Source organism: Methylobacterium sp. Leaf99 (genome assembly GCF_001422375.1).
Classification (GTDB): domain Bacteria; phylum Pseudomonadota; class Alphaproteobacteria; order Rhizobiales; family Beijerinckiaceae; genus Methylobacterium.
In genome coordinates this window covers 931,071-946,571 of sequence record NZ_LMMU01000001.1, presented here as the reverse complement: position 1 = coordinate 946,571, position 15,501 = coordinate 931,071, and the positions used below count along the sequence as shown (strand labels likewise).

The following is a 15,501-nucleotide window of genomic DNA, read 5'->3' as shown; positions in this document are numbered from 1 at the left end:
CGGATGAACCTTACTGGATGCGCTTGTCGGAGAGCGATTGCGGCGTGCCGGCGGCGGCTTGTTCGAGGCCCCGGACGATGGCTCGCCGCGCCAGCTCGACCTTGAAGCCGTTCTCGGATTGGGGCACGGCCTCCGCGACGACGAGGTCGGCGACGGCCTGGAAGCTTTCGCGGGTCGCCGGCTTGCCCTGCAGAAAAGCCTCGGCCTCCCGGTTGCGCCAGGGTTTGTGCGCGACGCCACCAAGGGCGAGACGCACGGTCTTCACGCTATCACCGTCGAGATCGAGCACGGCGGCGACCGAGACCAGCGCGAACGCGTAGGAGAGCCGGTCGCGCAGCTTGAGGTAGGTGAAGTTCGTCGCGAACCCGTTCGCCGGCAGGTCGACGGACACAACGATCTCGCCGGGCTGAAGCGTGTTGTCCTTGGCCGGGTCGTCGCCGGGGAGGCGATGATAGTCCGCGAATGCGATGCTCCGTTCGCCCTGGGGCCCGCTCACCTGCACGGTAGCCTCCAACGCCGCGAGCGCGACGCACATGTCGGAGGGGTGCGTCGCGATGCAGTGCTCGCTTGTCCCGAAGATCGCGTGGATGCGGTTGACGCCGCCAATTGCGGGGCAGCCGGAGCCGGGCTCGCGCTTGTTGCAGGGCGTGGCCGTGTCGTAGAAATAGTAGCAGCGCGTGCGCTGATTGAGGTTGCCGCCGGTCGAGGCCGCGTTGCGCAGCTGGGCCGAGGCTCCGGCCAGGATCGCGTTGGCCAAGATGGGATAGTGTTCCCGAACCCGCGGGTCGTAGGCCGCCGCGGCGTTCGTCGCCAGCGCGCCGATGCGCAGCCCACCTGCGTGTTCCTCGATTGCTGTGAGCGGCAGGCGGGTGATGTCGATGAGCCGCTCGGGGCGCTCGACATCGTACTTCATCAGGTCGACGAGGTTGGTGCCGCCGGCGATGAACCGCGCACTCGGATCGGCGCCAAGCGCCTGGACCGCCTCCGCCACAGTACCAACGCGGACATAGTCGAAGCGGTTCATCGGGCGTCTCCCTGCATCACGTCCTCGATGGCATCAACGATGTTGGTGTAGGCGCCGCAGCGGCAGATGTTGCCGCTCATCGCCTCCCGGATCTCGTCCCGGCTCTTGGCGTGGCCCTCGTTCATCATGCCGACCGAGGAGCAGAGCTGACCCGGGGTGCAGTACCCGCACTGAAAGGCGTCGTACTCGATGAAGGCTTCCTGGATCGGATGGAGCGTGTTGGTGCCCTTCTGATGGGCGAGGCCCGCTAATCCCTCCACCGTCGTGATCTCGGCGCCATCCTTCATCACCGCGAGGACGAGACAGGAATTCACCCGCGTCCCGTTCACGAGGACGGTGCAGGCGCCGCACTGGCCGTGATCGCAGCCCTTCTTTGTGCCCGTGAGGTCGAGCCGCTCGCGTAGCAGGTCGAGCAGCGTCGTCCAGGGTGCGACGGCGACTTCCCGCGTGTCGCCGTTGATCGTCAGGGTGATGTCGAAGGTGGTGTCGGGGCGGGTGGAACCGCTCGCTGTGGCCATGGGAGGCATCCTGTGCTGGATCGGCCCCGAAAGACCAGGTCGAATGGGTGATGCGGCGGCCGATGCTGGAGCGTCGGGAATAGCGGCACCGCGACCGATGGTCGGTCGATTTCGGACCCAGGCTGGGTCTCAAACCTGACTCAACAACCGTTCCAAACAGAGGCTGTTCCCCCTGCCTTAGAGTTTGTCCAAATGGACCATGGGAGACGCGATGCTATGTTTTAGGTGCGGTGCTTTCATATGGGCATACGTCATCTGGAATCGTCGTTATACGACCCGAAAACTGGCAATTATTTGGGCGGCCGGATCAGTGTTGCAGCGGGTGTCGCCCTCGCCGTGCCAGCGCAGTGCCTCCATCGAGGTTCTTCGGTTGGGGGCCGAGGCCACGCTCGCCCGAAGATGATCGCGCTGGCGAACAGGGCTACCTTCGAGAAGTCCGCCTTCATCAGGGGAGCCGTGGCGCCCGTCCACGTGCATCGACGATTGCGGCCCATGTTCGAATCCTCACCGTCGAAGCCGGGGTAAGGATCGCGTTCAGGGCGGTCCCCTGGGCCGCGGAATGACCCTTGCGGCCCCCGGCGCGTTTACTGCCGTGACCCAACCCGTACGGGAGCCCTGATGTCGAGCCTGACCGAGCGCAAGGCGCGCCTGATCGTCCACGGCGACCAGCCCTACAACGCCGAACCGCCCCTCGACCGATTGCGGGCTTCCTACAGGACGCAGGCAGAGGATTTCTACGTCCGCTCGCACGGCGACCTGCCGGACCTCGACGAGGCCACCTGGCGCCTCGCCGTCGATGGCGGAACCGGCCCCACGCTTGAGTTGTCGCTGTCCGATCTTCGGACCCGCTTTCCGGTAGCCATGGTCACGGCCACGATGCAGTGCGCCGGCAATCGCCGCGCCGACATGCGGGCGGTCGCCCCGGTCTCGGGCGACCCGTGGGACGCCGGAGCCATCGGCACCGCCGAATGGACTGGGGTGCGTCTCGGCGATGTCCTGCGCGAGGCGGGGGTCGCCGAGCGCGTGGGCCTCCATGTCGCCTTCGAGAGCCACGACATGGTGGAAGGCCATCCCTATGGGGCCTCCATCCCGCTCGCCAAGGCCATGGCGCCCGAGACCCTGCTGGCCTACGCCATGAACGGCGAAGCCCTGCTCCCGGAGCACGGCTTCCCGGTCCGCGCGGTGGTGCCGGGCTTCGCCGGCGTGCGCAGCCCCAAATGGCTCAGGCGCCTGACCGTCCAGGACCACCCCTCGGACAACCCGATCCAGGCAGGCGATTACAAGCTGTACCCGGCCGACGTGACCGCCGAGACCGCCGATCCGGCCAAGGGGCACACCATCGACATGATGCCGCTGAACGCGGCGATCTGCGAGCCGGCGCGCAGGGCCATTCTTAAGCCGGGGGGCAACAGGGTCCGCGGCTACGCGGTGAGCGGGGATCGGTCCGTCGTACGCGTCGACGTCTCTGGGAACGGCGGCCGGTCCTGGGTGCAGGCCGAGCTCGAACGCGAGTTGGCGGCTCCGTTCGCCTGGACGTTCTGGAGCACGAGCCTCGACCTGCCTCCGGGCGAGCATGAGCTCGCCGTGCGCGCCTGGGACGAAGCAGGCCAGACGCAGCCGGCACTGCCGGACGAGACCTGGAACCACAAGGGCTACCTGTGCGCCTGCTGGCATCGGGTACGGGTGAACGTCACCTAGGGACAGGCGGCCTTGGCATGTCGGGTCCCTCCGCCCTCGTGGACGGCGTCCCCGCCATCGGTTGACCCGACATACCGCCACGATCTGCCGTGGTGCCCGGAGGTCATCCCGATCCCGTCGTGCGCGGCAACGGCAACGTCCGACCGTGGCAACAGTTTACCCTGCGTCGAGAACCCGGCGTCGGCTCGCCTGATACAAGCCCCAAGGATTACTATGTCACGTGAGACCAGCATCCAGGCCACCGAGAAATTCGGCGAGCTCGTCAACACCGGTCAATTCGACGCCTTCCCCGAGGTCGTCGCTCCGGATTGCCACGATCACGACCCGGCGCCGGGCCAGCACATGGGTCCCGAGGGATACAAGGCATTCTTCACCGAACTCCGCACCGCGTTCCCCGACATGCAGGTCGAAGTGAAGAAGGTTGTCGCGGACGGTGACGACGTCGCCTTCGCCTACACGCTCACCGGCACGCACCACGGCGACTTCAACGGCCACAAGCCGACCGGGAAGGCCATCAAGGTCCGCGGCATGCAGATCGGCCGCTTCGTTGACGGCAAGATGGTCGAGCGGTGGGGTTCCTCCGACGAGCTCGGCATCCTGAAACAGATCGGCGCCATCGAGGGTTGATGGCGACATCCGCCGAGGCGTCCCGGCCGGACGTCCTCAAGACATGACCCGGGGCGACCAATGGGCCACCCCGGGCTCTTAAGAGGCAATCGTCGGCTTCGCGACTCCTTAGGCGCTCCGGGCCTGGTCGGGATGGCGGCCCTCCGCGAACTCCTCGATGATCTTGGCGCAGAAGGCCGGCAGATCCTTGGGCGTGCGGCTGGTGACAAGCCCCTGGTCACAGACGACCTCCTCGTCGACCCAGGTGCCACCGGCGTTCTCGATGTCCCGCCGTACGGTTGGGTAGGAGGTCAGCGTCCGTCCCTTCACGACGTCCGCCTCGATCAGGGTCCACGGCCCGTGGCAGATCACCCCGACCGGCTTGCCCGCGGCGAAGAAGTCCCGGACGAACGCCACGACATCCTTGCTTGCCCGGAGCTTGTCGGCGCCGACGCAGCCGCCGGGGATGACGAGCCCGTCGTAGTCCGCGGCCGACGCCCCTTCGATGGTCCTGTCCACCTTGTAGCGGCCGGCGGGATCGAGGTCGTTGTTGACTGTCTCGGCCTCGCCAGCCTCCAGGCCGATGACCGTCACGGTCGCCCCGGCCTGCTTCACCGCCTCATGCGGCTTGGCGAACTCCGGCTCCTCGGTGCCGCGCGGTGCGATCAGGATCGCAATCTTCTTGCCCTGCAAGCTCATGTCATCGTCCTTCTGGGTGTCGGGATCCAACGGAGGCGCCGTCGCGCCGTTCCTCACGCCGGGATGCGGTCGATGCCGGCGGTATCCTCGGCCGCGACGCCGTTCTCGCGGTGGCGGAAGTCGCTCAGCGCCCGGTAGACCTGCAGTCGCGCCCGCATCACCGACCCGAGGGGCCGGTGCGCCGCGAGACTGTGCGCCGGCCGGAAGGTCATGACCTCGTCGAAGTAGCGCACTCGGTCGGCCGAGTAGGCATCCTGGCGCGGCAGGCGAAGCGTCGCCACCGTGCGGTAGGGGCTGACCGAGACCGGCCAGTCGACCGAAGCATCCTCGATAGGCTGCCGCTCGGCATCCGCCCAGAGCTGCACCCTGAGTTCGAACACCACCTCGTTCTCCCGGAAGAAGGCCACCGTGGCGTGCCGGAAGCCGTCCTCGTCCTGGTTCGGGTCCAGCCTCCACTCGGATAGCGCACGCTGGGACTCGGTCGCGGGCACGGCCCCGAGCTTGGCCACGTAATCACCGAAGCGTACCGGCGCCTGGCTGAAGTAGCTGTCGGCGAGCGGGTGGCTGTAGGGATGCCCGAAGAAGTCGGCGAACGCGCTCTGGGTGCCGAAGGCATGGAGCGCCTTGTTGAGGTTGCGCATGGTCGAGGAGACCGCGCTCTTCACCCCCTCCGGCAGGCCGGTCGACTTGCCGATGACGGTGCCGTCGCGAAGGAAGCCCGCCGCCGTCCCGGACGGGAAGGTCGTGCCGGTCGCGAGCACGAAGTCCTGGGTGTCGACGACGTGGCCCGGCAGCTTCTCCCCGGGTACGTCGAACATCTTGATCGACATACCGCGGTGGGTCGACACCCGGTCGCCCAGCGTCTCGCCCGGCCCTTGGGCGAAACGGACCGCCACGGGATGGGTACCGGCCGTAGCGAACACCCCCTGCGCCAGTTCGGGCGGAAGGCCGGCGGAAATCGTCAACTCGCCGGTGACGCAGGCCGAACTTTTTGCGTGGCTGGCCCGCACCGCATGGTGCTCGCGCCTCTCCACCGTCTCGGATTGCTGCGTCATGCCGGCGATGATGCCGTCAATCGTCTTCTGCTCGTCCGCAGCAGGCGTCTCGATGCCGGGGGCGTATCGAAGGTAGGTCATGCTCGTCGCTCCTCGGCGGATCGGTCACCGTCGTTCCAAGGCATGTCCCGGGATACGAACGAGTTCCTTGGTGGCCCGAGGGCAGCCACTCCGCCGAACGGTCGCCGTGACGCATGTTCGAGGCGCCTTCACCTCTCGGCAAGCAGCGTGGGTCGTTCGGACGGTCCGCCGAGCCGCGCATCCCCGCCCAGCGGCGGAATCGTCCGCTGCCGGGCGGTGATGCGCGGCAGCGGGGCGACCATCCGCCGTGACCAAGCAGGCATCACGGGCCTACAACATGGGGAGCCGGCGTGGTCGGGGACCCCGAGGAAACGCCGCGTCGATCCGGATGATCTCGTCTTCCGTCAATTGCAACGGGCCAGCGCTGGCGTTGTCGGCGGCATGCTCGGGACTGGACGCCTTGGGGATCGTGAAGGTGGACGGCCTCCGCGCCAGGAACCGAAGCGCGACCTGACGGGCGGTCGCGCCGTGGTTCGCCGCGACTTCCTCCAGGACGCGGCCGCCCGGTGTGCGTGGGCCGGGAAAGCTGCCATGGCCGAATGGGCTGTAGGCGACCACGGCGATTCCGTTATCCTCGCACCAGGGCTGGACGGCGTGCTCGATGGCGCGCTCCTCCAGGTGGTAGAGCACCTGGTTGCAGGCGATGCGGCCCTCGCCCCCGGCCTTCCAAGCGGCTTCAAGGTCGGGCACATCGAAGTTGCTCACCCCCCAGGATAGGATCTTGCCCTGTTCGCGGAGCCGTTCGAAGCCGGCGAAGGTGTCCTCAAGCGGATACGAGCCGGGCCAGTGCAGCAGGTAACAGTCCAGCCTGTCGGTGCGCAGGCGTGCGAGCGAGCGCTCGCAGGCCGCCACCGTCCCGGCAAGCGAGGCATTGCTGGGGAGGACCTTCGAGACGAGGAAAACGTCATCGCGCCGACCGGCGATTGCCTCGCCGACCACGGTCTCGGCGTCGCCGTACATCTCGGCGGTGTCGATGTGGGTCATGCCGAGGTCGAGGCCGCGGCGCAGGGCATCGACCGCGGTGGGCCGGTGTGCGTCGTCGATGTACCAAGTGCCCTGGCCGATCACCGCAACCTCGCGCGGCACGAGACCAAACGGGCGCTGTTCCATGCCCACTCGTCCTGACGGAGAAGGCGCATGTTGCGCAGCGCTGGATGTTGCTGCAGGTCTCATCGGGCTGCTTCCTGCCACGTTTGCTGGCGTGCACTGACGAAAAGCTTGATCAACTTCCGCGTTGAAGGCCTGCATGTCGTCGGGCTTGAGGCTCGCGACGAGGCCCTGATCAACGACAATCTCATGGGGTAGGTCGCGTGTTGACCGGTCCTAGCGAGGCAGCTTGGCCGCCAGCACATTCACTTCTTCGATCTGCGGAGGCTGGGCGAAGAGCTCTGATGCCTTCGCTGTCAGTGCAGCGGCGACACGACCGGACAAGTGTGCCTTCCGTCCCGCCTCATCCGGGAAGGCATCGAAGATACCGAAGGTCGACGGTCCCATACGGATCCCGAACCACGCGGTAGTGGACGGCTCTTCCTCTACGATGGGCACGCCGCTCTTGAGGAAGTCTTCGACCTCGGTCTCCTTGCCTGGCTTTGCTTCCAGGCGGATGAGTAATGCTACGGTCACCATTCGTTACCTCCGTCAGGACTGGACCATCTCGCGCCTGCTCACGTCGCGCGGCTGGCGTTCTTCAAGGTCAGGCTGCCTGTTTCGGTACTAGTTGAGGATTGATCCGCCGGTGCGATGACAGCCCGACAGGGTCGGGTACTTCGCTCGGGAACTTCACTTCGGTTACCTTGAACATCCCGGCTTTAAGCGTGACCGGAGTCCCCCTACGATCCTGCCGTCTTCAGCCTCGCCCTCGCGATAGCGGCCGACGAATGGGCCCGCAAAATTGAGGCGCACTGCCCAGAGTATTCGTAGCTGCCTGGACGACCACCATCCGGACCGGCGGGAATTTCCTGTAGCGGCGAGGTTTTGTCGGAAGCAGCCCATCGCCTGGTAGATTGAGCTTAGACCCTGTTGTTCCCACCGGTCAACGTCTGCGAGGATCCGAGGGACAACAAGGCACGCGGGCTCTGGCGGGAGCGCAATTCCGACCGCCTCGCGTGGTCCTGCCGCCTGATCGAAACGGTCGTGCCCGGCGATGCGCGACGGGACGAGCTGAAGGCCATGCTGGACTAGCGCTCACGGGCCTTCGGCGTGCAGAAGGTCATCGCTCGCGACCTCTCCGAGGCCGAAGATCGATGCAGGCGTGCGATGGGCAAGGCGCGGACCGGATCATCAAGCGTGCGAACCCAGGCCGAGGACGGCAGCTTTCCTTTGGGTAAGACTGGTTCAGGAAGCGGTCCCCTCCCACGCGTCCCGCCAACCCCCAGCTTACGGGAAACAGGAGCGAGCCGACCATGCAGAGAAAAGTCCTCGTCGCTGGCGCCCAGGGCGTCATCGGCCGCGCCGCAGCCACTCGCCTCGCTGCTCGACCCGATACCCAAGTGCTGGGCCTGTCGCGACGGACCGAGCCGTCCGTCCCGAACGTCGAGGCGGTCTCGGTCGACCTGCTCGACCCCGGACACGTTCGGGACCGCCTCGGCGGCATCCGCGACGTCACCCACATCGTGTTCGGCGCCTACATCGAAAAGCAGACCGCCGCCGAGAAGAGCACGGTCAACGTCGCGATCCTGCGCAATCTGCTCGACGTCGTCGAGGAGACCTCACCGGGCCTGTGCCACGTCACGTTCTACCAAGGCGGCAAGGCCTACGGCGCCGATCTCGGCCCGTTCAAGACGCCCGCCCGCGAAGATGACCCGCGCCTGATGCCGCCGAACTTCTACTACGACCAGGAGGATCTCCTGCGTGAGCGCCAGAAGGGTAAGGATTGGTCGTTCACGGCCCTTCGGCCAGAGGCGGTCTGCGGCTTCGCGGTCGGCAACCCGATGAACCTGCTGACGGTGATCGCCGTCTATGCAGCTATCTCGAAGGAACTCGGCATCCCGCTTCGCTTCCCGGGGACCGAGGCCGCCTACCGGGCGCTCTACCAGGTCAGCTCCGCCGACATCCTGGCCGAGGCCGCCGACTGGGCCGGTACGACGCCGGCTGCGCGAAACGAGATCTTCAACATCACCAACGGCGACTATTTTCGCTGGCAGCACATGTGGCCGCGGATCGCGCGCATGTTCAACATGGACTGGGCCGATCCGATCCCGATGCCGCTTGCGACCTACATGGCCGACAAGGGGCCGCTCTGGGATAGAATGACCGAACGCCACGGGCTACAGCTGATCCCCTACGACAAGGTGGCTTCGTGGCCTTTCGGCGATTTCATCTTCGCCAGCGGCTTCGACAACATTAGCAGCACGATCAAGGCCCGCCATGCCGGATTCCATGCCTGCATCGACACCGAAGACATGTTCCGGAACCAGTTCCGGCACCTGAGCGACCTGAAGGTCATCCCGCCCGTCACCTGAAATCCGGCATCGCCCACGGCATCACCCGTTAGGAAGGAAGCCGAACATGTCCCGCTTCGAGAAGAGGGTTGTCATCACTGGTGCCGGAAGCGGCATCGGCGCCGCCACCGCATAACGGTTCGCGTCGGAGGGCGCTTCCGTCGTCTCGAACGGCCGGGACCGGGGCAAGCTAGACCGGCGTCCCAGCTCCGAGCCGGGACGCTTCGCGTGTAGGCTTAGTCGCTGAACCCAGCGAGGACGACCTTGCCCCTCGCCTTTCCGCTCTCGATGAGCGCGTGGGCGCATGCCAGGTTGGCGGCGTTGATCGGACCGAAGGTCTCGCTCAACGTCGTGCGCAGCCGTCCCGCATCGATCAGGCGGGCGATCTCGGTCAGGATAGCGTGCTGCTGTTCCATGTCGGCGGTCTGGAACAGCGAGCGGGTGAACATCAGCTCCCAGTGCAGCGACAGGCTCTTGGGCTTAAGCGGCATCACGTCCAGGGTCTCGGGATCGTCAATCGGGCCGAGGCGTCCCTGCGGCGCAAGAAGCTCGATGATCTGCGGGAGATGCGCACCGGTCTGCGTTGTCGCGAACACGAACCCAGGCGCCCCGGGAAGACCGAGCGCCGCCACCTCGGTGGCGAGGGGCTTCGCATGGTCAATCACGTGGTGGGCGCCAAGGTCCCGGCACCATTGCGCCGTCTCGGGGCGCGAGGCCGTAGCGATCACCGTCAGGTCGGTGAGCTGCCGGGCGAGCTGGATCGCGATGGAGCCGACACCGCCGGCCCCGCCGACGATGAGGATCGCCGGGGCCGCCCCCGGCACGGGCTTGGCGACATCGAGGCGATCGAACAGCATCTCCCAGGCGGTGAGCGCGGTAAGCGGTAGCGCCGCGGCGGCGGCGAAATCGAGGCTGGCTGGCTTGGTACCGACGAGGCGCTCGTCGACGCACTGGAACGCGGCGTTGCTGCCCGGCCGGTCGAGCGCACCGGCATAGAACACCGCGTCGCCGGGCTTGAACAGGCGCGCGTCCGGTCCGACCGAGACCACGGTTCCGGCCGCATCCCAGCCAAGAACCTTCGGCTCGCAGCCCTGCTTGTAGGCGCCTTGGCGTACCTTGGTGTCGATTGGGTTCACGGAAACGGCCTGCACGCGTACGAGCAGGTCGCGCCCAGCCGGCACGGGATCGGGGAAGGTGGTGTCGAGGAGGGCGTCCGGCGCATCGATCCGGGCACCTTCGGTGTAGGTAACGGCACGCATGGGTGTCTCCCGGGATGTCGCAACGGGCAGCCCCGCGCCGCCGTTCTAGACCGTCTCATAGCGTGCCGCTTCCTTCGGCGCAGCAGCGTGATGCGCACATCACGCCCGTGCTGGTGAGACCGTGAGGCGGTGGCGGAGTATCGACCCGAACGAATTTCAAGATCGGCAATTCGGCGACAGCAAATCAAGACGTCGATATGCACCCTGTCCTCTTCTGCAGCAGAGCTGAGCTGACATGAAGGCAGGACCTCCTGGGCGCCCCCCGCGCGCGTCTGCGCCGAAGCCGTTGGGAGCGCAGGCCGTGCACCCCGCGCAAGCACTCCGAGCAGCCGACGAATGGCCGCTTAGCGGTTGCTCTGGCGGCGGTTTGGACGACCGGGTTGGGCCGGATGCGGAACGTCCGCTTCGAGGTGAAAGACCCAGGTTCGGTTGCCGCCCATCCCGCACAGTCCGGGTGCTCACCATTCAGTATCGTCAAATCACCAGCAGGGAGCTCGTAGCCGCGCCGCCGGGATGCCACACATGATCCAGAGGAGCGCATCGGCATCGCGGGCTCCTCGCATCGCCGCAGCGGCCTTGGGATCGCGCATTCGGCGGGCGACGCAGGCCAGGGCGTTGAGCTGGGAGCCTTGCGCCTTGATCGGGAGCAACAGGAGGAAGACGAGGTCGACCGGACGCTCGTCGATGGCATCGAATTCGACGGGATCGCGAAGGCGAACCAGGCCCCCGAAGGGACGCCGGACGGTCTCCAGCCGGGCGTGCGGCAAGGCGATGCCGTTCCCAACCCCGGTCGAACCGAGTCCCTCCCGCTTTTCCAGGGCTGATCGCACCGGGGCGGCATCGCGGTCGAGCGCCCGGGCGGCCCGACGTGCGAGGTCGTCCAGGAGCGCGGCCTTGCCGCTGACGCGAACACCGACGGCGACATGGTCGGGCGACGGGAATTCGTCGATTGCCATTCGGTGCGGCTCGGTCACGGGCGGTCGGGATCCGGCAGGGCGTTCATTGGTCCCTCGGGGTGGGGATTCGAGGAATGTCGGTCGACCTTGCCCTGAGGCGATGGCGGGGAGTTCAAGCGTGAGCTTCGTCGTCCGGGGCCCGCAGCCGGTAGCCCACGCCGGTCTCGGTGAGCAGGATGCGCGGACGCTCGGGGTCCGCCTCCAGCTTGAGGCGAAGCTGGCGCATGTAGACCCTCAGGTATTGCGGGTCCGACGAGGTCGAGACTGCGCTCATGAGCTGGGCGTGGGTCAGGGCCTTGCCGGCATGCTGGATGAGGACACGCAGGAAATCGTATTCGCGTGGCGTGAGCTTCACTTCGGCGCCCCGGACCCTGACGAGGCGGCGCACCAGATCGACGCTGAGACCGTCGACCTCGAACACGGCGCGCTCGCCCTGGACGGCCAACTGATGGCGCAGGGCCGCCCGGATGCGGGCCAGGAGCTCGCCCATGCCGAAGGGCTTGGTCACGTAGTCGTCGGCGCCGAGGTCGAGGGCCTCGACCTTGCCGGCCTCGTCGTCGCGGCTGGACAGGACCACCACCGGCAAATCGCGAAAATCCTTGCGGATGACGCGGAGCAGGTCGTGCCCGCGCATGTCCGGCAGGCCGAGGTCGAGGATGACGAGGTCGACCGTCTCACGGGACAGGACGTCGAGGGCGGTCCGTCCGTTGGGCGCCTCGAAGGTCTCGTAGCCCTGGGTCGCCAGGCCCATGCGCAGGAGCTTGCGGATCGGCGGCTCGTCGTCGATGACGAGGATGCTGATGCTCATGCCGCCAGATCCGAGTGAACGTGTCCCGCCGGGGGGACGGGCAGGAGGATGGTGAAGACCGCGCCGAGGCGGTCGTGGCGGTTGCCCGCCGTCAGCGTGCCGCCCATGGCCTCGACGAACCCGCGGGCGATGGCGAGGCCGAGGCCGGTCCCGGCCCGGACGCTGTCGGATTTGCGGACCCGGTAGAACTTGTCGAACACCCGCTCGACGTCGGCCTCCGGCAACCCGTCGCCCTCGTCGAGGACCGTGAGACGGACCTGCCCACGCTCGACCGAGCCCCTGACGGTGACGGTGGACCCCTCGGGGGCGTACTTGGCGGCGTTGTCGAGGAGGTTGACCAGCACCTGCTCGAACAGCACCGGATCGAGGCGCAGGGCCGGCAGGGTGGCCGGAAGATCGAGCTCGACCCGATGACCGACGAGGATGGAGCCTAAGCGGCGCAGGGCGGTGTCGACAGTCTCGCCGATGTCCTGCGGCGTGAGGCTCGCCGCCACGGCCCCTGCCTCAAGCCGGGTCATGTCGAGGAGGTTGACGATGAATCGGTTCAGCCGCTCGGACTCCTCGATGATCGTGGCGAGAAGGTCCCGTTTGGCGTCGTGCGGCAGCGCCTCGTCGAGATCGCGCAGGGTGGTGGCCGCCCCGAGGACCGAGGACAGAGGGGTGCGCAGGTCGTGCGAGATCGAGGTGAGCAGGGCCTGGCGCAGCCGGTCGGTCTCGGCGGCGCGTTCGGCCCGGTCGAGGTCCTCCACCAGGCGGACGCGCTCGATGGCGAGCGCCGCCATGTCGGCGAGGGCGTCGAACAGACGCCGGCTCTCGGGCGAGAGGATCGACCCTGTGCCGTCGGTGTCGAGGCCGATGACCCCGACGATGCCACGGCCCGTGCGCATCGGCAGGAACAGGCGCTTGGCCCCCGGCAGGGTGTCGGCGCCGCGGCCCGCCGGGCGCTCGTTGTCGAAGGCCCAGGTCGCGGCCCCGAGATCGGCCGCGTCGAGGGTGTCCTCGGGCGGGAAGCCGGCCCGGACCGAGACCGCACCGTTCTCAGGCAGCAGCAGGACGACCCGAACCCTCAGCATGGCGGCGATCTGGGCGGAGGTCGCCCACAGCACGTCGTCGAGGGTGGCGCATCCCGCGAGCTTGCGGCTGAAGCCGTAGAGCCGCTCCGTGGCACGGGCGCGGCCATGCGAGACCAGGGCCTCCTGGCGCGACCGCGCGGCGAGGTTCGAGACGACGAAGGCCACCACCGTGAACAGCACGAAGGCGGCGACGTTGGTCGGATCGGTGATGGTGAAGGTGTAGACCGGCGGCAGGAAGAAGAAGTCGTAGGACAGCGAGCCGATGACCACGGCGAGGAGCGAAGGTCCCAGCCCGGAGCGCACCGCGACCGCGACGATGGCGCTGAGGAGGATTAGATCGGCGTTCTCCACGCCGAGATACGGCTCAACCACGAGGGCGAGCCCGAGGGCCGCGACCGTGGCGAGGGTCCCGACGAGATAAGGTAGGATCTCGAAGGCCGGCTTGGCCGGCGCGGTGGCGACCGTCTTCGCCGGGACCGGATCGGCCTTGGTCGCCTCTCCGGTGATGACGTGGATGCTGATGTTGCCCGAGCGTCGGACGAGGTCGTGCACCACCGAGCCGTTGAGGAGCTCGAACAGCGCGGACCGGTCGGCCTTGCCGAGGATGATGTGGTTGACGTTGGTCGAGCGGGCGAAGGCTAGGATGTCGTCGGCGACGCGTCGGCTGCCCGGCAAGGTCACGGCGTCTCCCCCCAGCCTGTCGGCGAGGCGCAAGGTATCGGCGATGCGGTCGCGGGCGGCCTCGTCGAGGGAGAGGCTTCGTGGGCCCTCGACGGTGATGGCGGTCCAGGGCGCGTGCAGCCGGTCAGCGAGGCGCTTGGCATGGCGAACGAGGCCGGCCGAGTGCGGGTCCTCGCTGATGCAGACCAGCACTCGCTCGCCGGCACCCCAGGGGCCCGCGATGGCGTTGGCCCGCATGTGGCTGAGGAGTTCGTCATCGACGCGGTCGGCGGTCCTTCGTAGGGCGAGCTCTCGCAGGGCCGTCAGGTTGCCCCGCGAAAAGTAGTGCTTGAGGGCCCGCTCGGCGTTGCCCTTCACGTAGACCTTGCCGTCGCGCAGGCGCTGGATCAGGTCGTCCGGGTTGAGGTCGACCACCTCGATGTCGTCGGCCCGGTCGAGGATGCCGTCGGGCACGGTCTCGCGCACCCGGATGCGGGTGATCTGCGCGACGACGTCGTTGAGGCTCTCGACGTGCTGGATGTTGAGGGTGGTGTAGACGTCGATGCCGGCGTCGAGCAGTTCCTCGACATCTTGATAGCGCTTGGGGTGGCGTGATCCGGGCGCGTTGGTGTGGGCGAGCTCGTCCACGAGGGCGAGCGCCGGCTGGCGGGCCAGGATCGCGTCGAGGTCCATCTCGTCGAGCGCCGCGCCGTGGTAGGCGACCGAGCGCCGGCCCAGTACCTCGAAACCTTCGACGAGCGCCAAGGTCTCGGCGCGCCCATGCGTCTCCACCACGCCGACGACCACATCCGCCCCGGCCTTGAGCCGGGCGCGGCCAACGGTGAGCATTTCGTAGGTCTTGCCGACCCCCGGGGCCGCCCCGAGGAAGATCTTGAGGTGCCCCCGTCCGCCTTCCTCACGTCGTGCCGCCTGGAGCAGCGCGTCGGGCGAGGGACGGTCGGGATCGTGGCGCGGGGTCGTCGTGGTCAGGATGCTCATCCGGCGATGTTACTTGGAACCGAGGTTGTCCAGGGCGAGGTTAAGGGCGAGCACGTTCACCCGCGGCTCGCCGAGGAGGCCGAGCAGGCGATCCTGGACCTGAGAGTCGACGAGGATGCGCACCTGATCCTCCGAGAGGTTACGTGCCTTAGCGACGCGAGGAACCTGAAACAGGGCGGCTTCGGGCGAGACATCCGGGTCGAGACCCGAGCCGCTGGTGGTGACGAGGTCGACCGGCACGGACTTGCCCGGGTTCTCGGCTTGGCGGGCTGCGAGATCCGCCTTCACCCGTTCGGCCAATGCGGCGCTGGAGGGACCGAAGTTCGAGCCCGAGGAGTTCGCCGCGTTGTAGGGCTCCGGCACCGTCTTGGTGGCGTCGGCTGGGTCGGCGGCGCTCGTCGCCGAGGGGCGGCCCTGGAAGTAGCGGTCGCTGGTGAAGGACTGCCCGATCAGGCTGGAACCGACGACCTTGCCATCGCGCTCGATGAGGCTGCCGGCGGCCTTGGCCGGGAAGATCGCCCCCGCGATGCCGGTCATCGCGAGGGGATAGGCGAGCCCCGTGAGCGCCGTCAGGGCGATCAGCAGGACGAGGGCGGGGCGAAGCTGGTTCGACATGACGATGGTC

The 15,501-nt window shown here is 67.6% G+C and carries 14 protein-coding genes; 3 read left to right on the top strand and 11 right to left on the bottom strand.

The window, feature by feature from the left end; all coding sequences use genetic code 11:
- Positions 1 to 10 precede the first annotated feature (10 nt).
- Positions 11 to 1,024, bottom strand: a complete 1,014-nt coding sequence (locus ASF28_RS04290) for an FAD binding domain-containing protein (RefSeq protein ID WP_056088095.1) — start codon at positions 1,022 to 1,024, stop codon at positions 11 to 13.
- Complete coding sequence (locus ASF28_RS04285; protein ID WP_056088092.1) at positions 1,021 to 1,542, bottom strand: (2Fe-2S)-binding protein; 522 nt, start codon at positions 1,540 to 1,542, stop codon at positions 1,021 to 1,023. Before ASF28_RS04285 ends, ASF28_RS04290 begins: the two co-directional genes overlap by 4 nt.
- Positions 1,543 to 2,160: 618 nt before the next feature.
- Between ASF28_RS04285 and ASF28_RS04280 the strand changes: the two genes are divergently transcribed.
- Both ASF28_RS04280 and ASF28_RS04275 read left to right on the top strand, forming a co-directional pair.
- On the top strand, positions 2,161 to 3,240 hold the full coding sequence (locus ASF28_RS04280) for a molybdopterin-dependent oxidoreductase (RefSeq protein ID WP_056088090.1): 1,080 nt from the start codon (positions 2,161 to 2,163) through the stop codon (positions 3,238 to 3,240).
- A 213-nt stretch (positions 3,241 to 3,453) separates the two neighbouring features.
- Positions 3,454 to 3,867 carry an ester cyclase gene (locus ASF28_RS04275; protein WP_056088088.1) on the top strand — a complete coding sequence of 138 codons (414 nt, stop codon included), beginning with the start codon at positions 3,454 to 3,456 and terminating at the stop codon, positions 3,865 to 3,867.
- 108 nt (positions 3,868 to 3,975) lie between these two features.
- Here ASF28_RS04275 and ASF28_RS04270 read toward each other — a convergent pair whose 3' ends face one another.
- The 4 genes from ASF28_RS04270 to ASF28_RS04255 form a co-directional block, all read right to left on the bottom strand.
- Positions 3,976 to 4,545 carry a type 1 glutamine amidotransferase domain-containing protein gene (locus ASF28_RS04270; protein ID WP_056091184.1) on the bottom strand — a complete coding sequence of 190 codons (570 nt, stop codon included), beginning with the start codon at positions 4,543 to 4,545 and terminating at the stop codon, positions 3,976 to 3,978.
- Positions 4,546 to 4,598: 53 nt separating this feature from the next.
- Positions 4,599 to 5,681 (bottom strand): catalase family protein, encoded by a 1,083-nt coding sequence (locus ASF28_RS04265; RefSeq protein WP_056088085.1) that lies wholly within the window; start codon positions 5,679 to 5,681, stop codon positions 4,599 to 4,601.
- Positions 5,682 to 5,951: 270 nt separating this feature from the next.
- The gene (locus ASF28_RS04260) at positions 5,952 to 6,791 is read right to left on the bottom strand and encodes an aldo/keto reductase (RefSeq protein ID WP_056088083.1); all 840 of its coding nucleotides are present in this window, start codon (positions 6,789 to 6,791) and stop codon (positions 5,952 to 5,954) included.
- Positions 6,792 to 7,004: 213 nt separating this feature from the next.
- Positions 7,005 to 7,307, bottom strand: a complete 303-nt coding sequence (locus ASF28_RS04255) for a putative quinol monooxygenase (RefSeq protein WP_056088080.1) — start codon at positions 7,305 to 7,307, stop codon at positions 7,005 to 7,007.
- A 776-nt stretch (positions 7,308 to 8,083) separates the two neighbouring features.
- On the opposite strand from ASF28_RS04255, the gene ASF28_RS04250 reads away from it, so the two are divergent.
- Positions 8,084 to 9,142 carry an SDR family oxidoreductase gene (locus ASF28_RS04250; protein ID WP_056088078.1) on the top strand — a complete coding sequence of 353 codons (1,059 nt, stop codon included), beginning with the start codon at positions 8,084 to 8,086 and terminating at the stop codon, positions 9,140 to 9,142.
- 215 nt (positions 9,143 to 9,357) lie between these two features.
- Here the strand turns inward: ASF28_RS04250 and ASF28_RS04245 are convergent, their stop codons facing one another.
- From ASF28_RS04245 to ASF28_RS04225, 5 genes are all read right to left on the bottom strand, one after another.
- Positions 9,358 to 10,380, bottom strand: a complete 1,023-nt coding sequence (locus tag ASF28_RS04245) for a zinc-binding alcohol dehydrogenase family protein (protein ID WP_056088075.1) — start codon at positions 10,378 to 10,380, stop codon at positions 9,358 to 9,360.
- 479 nt (positions 10,381 to 10,859) lie between these two features.
- Complete coding sequence (locus ASF28_RS04240; protein WP_244474886.1) at positions 10,860 to 11,354, bottom strand: PTS sugar transporter subunit IIA; 495 nt, start codon at positions 11,352 to 11,354, stop codon at positions 10,860 to 10,862.
- A 94-nt stretch (positions 11,355 to 11,448) separates the two neighbouring features.
- On the bottom strand, positions 11,449 to 12,144 hold the full coding sequence (locus ASF28_RS04235; RefSeq protein ID WP_056088069.1) for a response regulator transcription factor: 696 nt from the start codon (positions 12,142 to 12,144) through the stop codon (positions 11,449 to 11,451).
- Positions 12,141 to 14,876, bottom strand: coding sequence for a sensor histidine kinase (locus ASF28_RS04230; RefSeq protein ID WP_056088066.1), 2,736 nt, complete (start codon positions 14,874 to 14,876; stop codon positions 12,141 to 12,143). The genes ASF28_RS04235 and ASF28_RS04230 overlap by 4 nt, the downstream gene beginning before the upstream one ends.
- Positions 14,877 to 14,885: 9 nt before the next feature.
- Positions 14,886 to 15,491, bottom strand: coding sequence for a K(+)-transporting ATPase subunit C (locus tag ASF28_RS04225; RefSeq protein ID WP_056088063.1), 606 nt, complete (start codon positions 15,489 to 15,491; stop codon positions 14,886 to 14,888).
- Between the last annotated feature and the right edge of the window lie 10 nt (positions 15,492 to 15,501).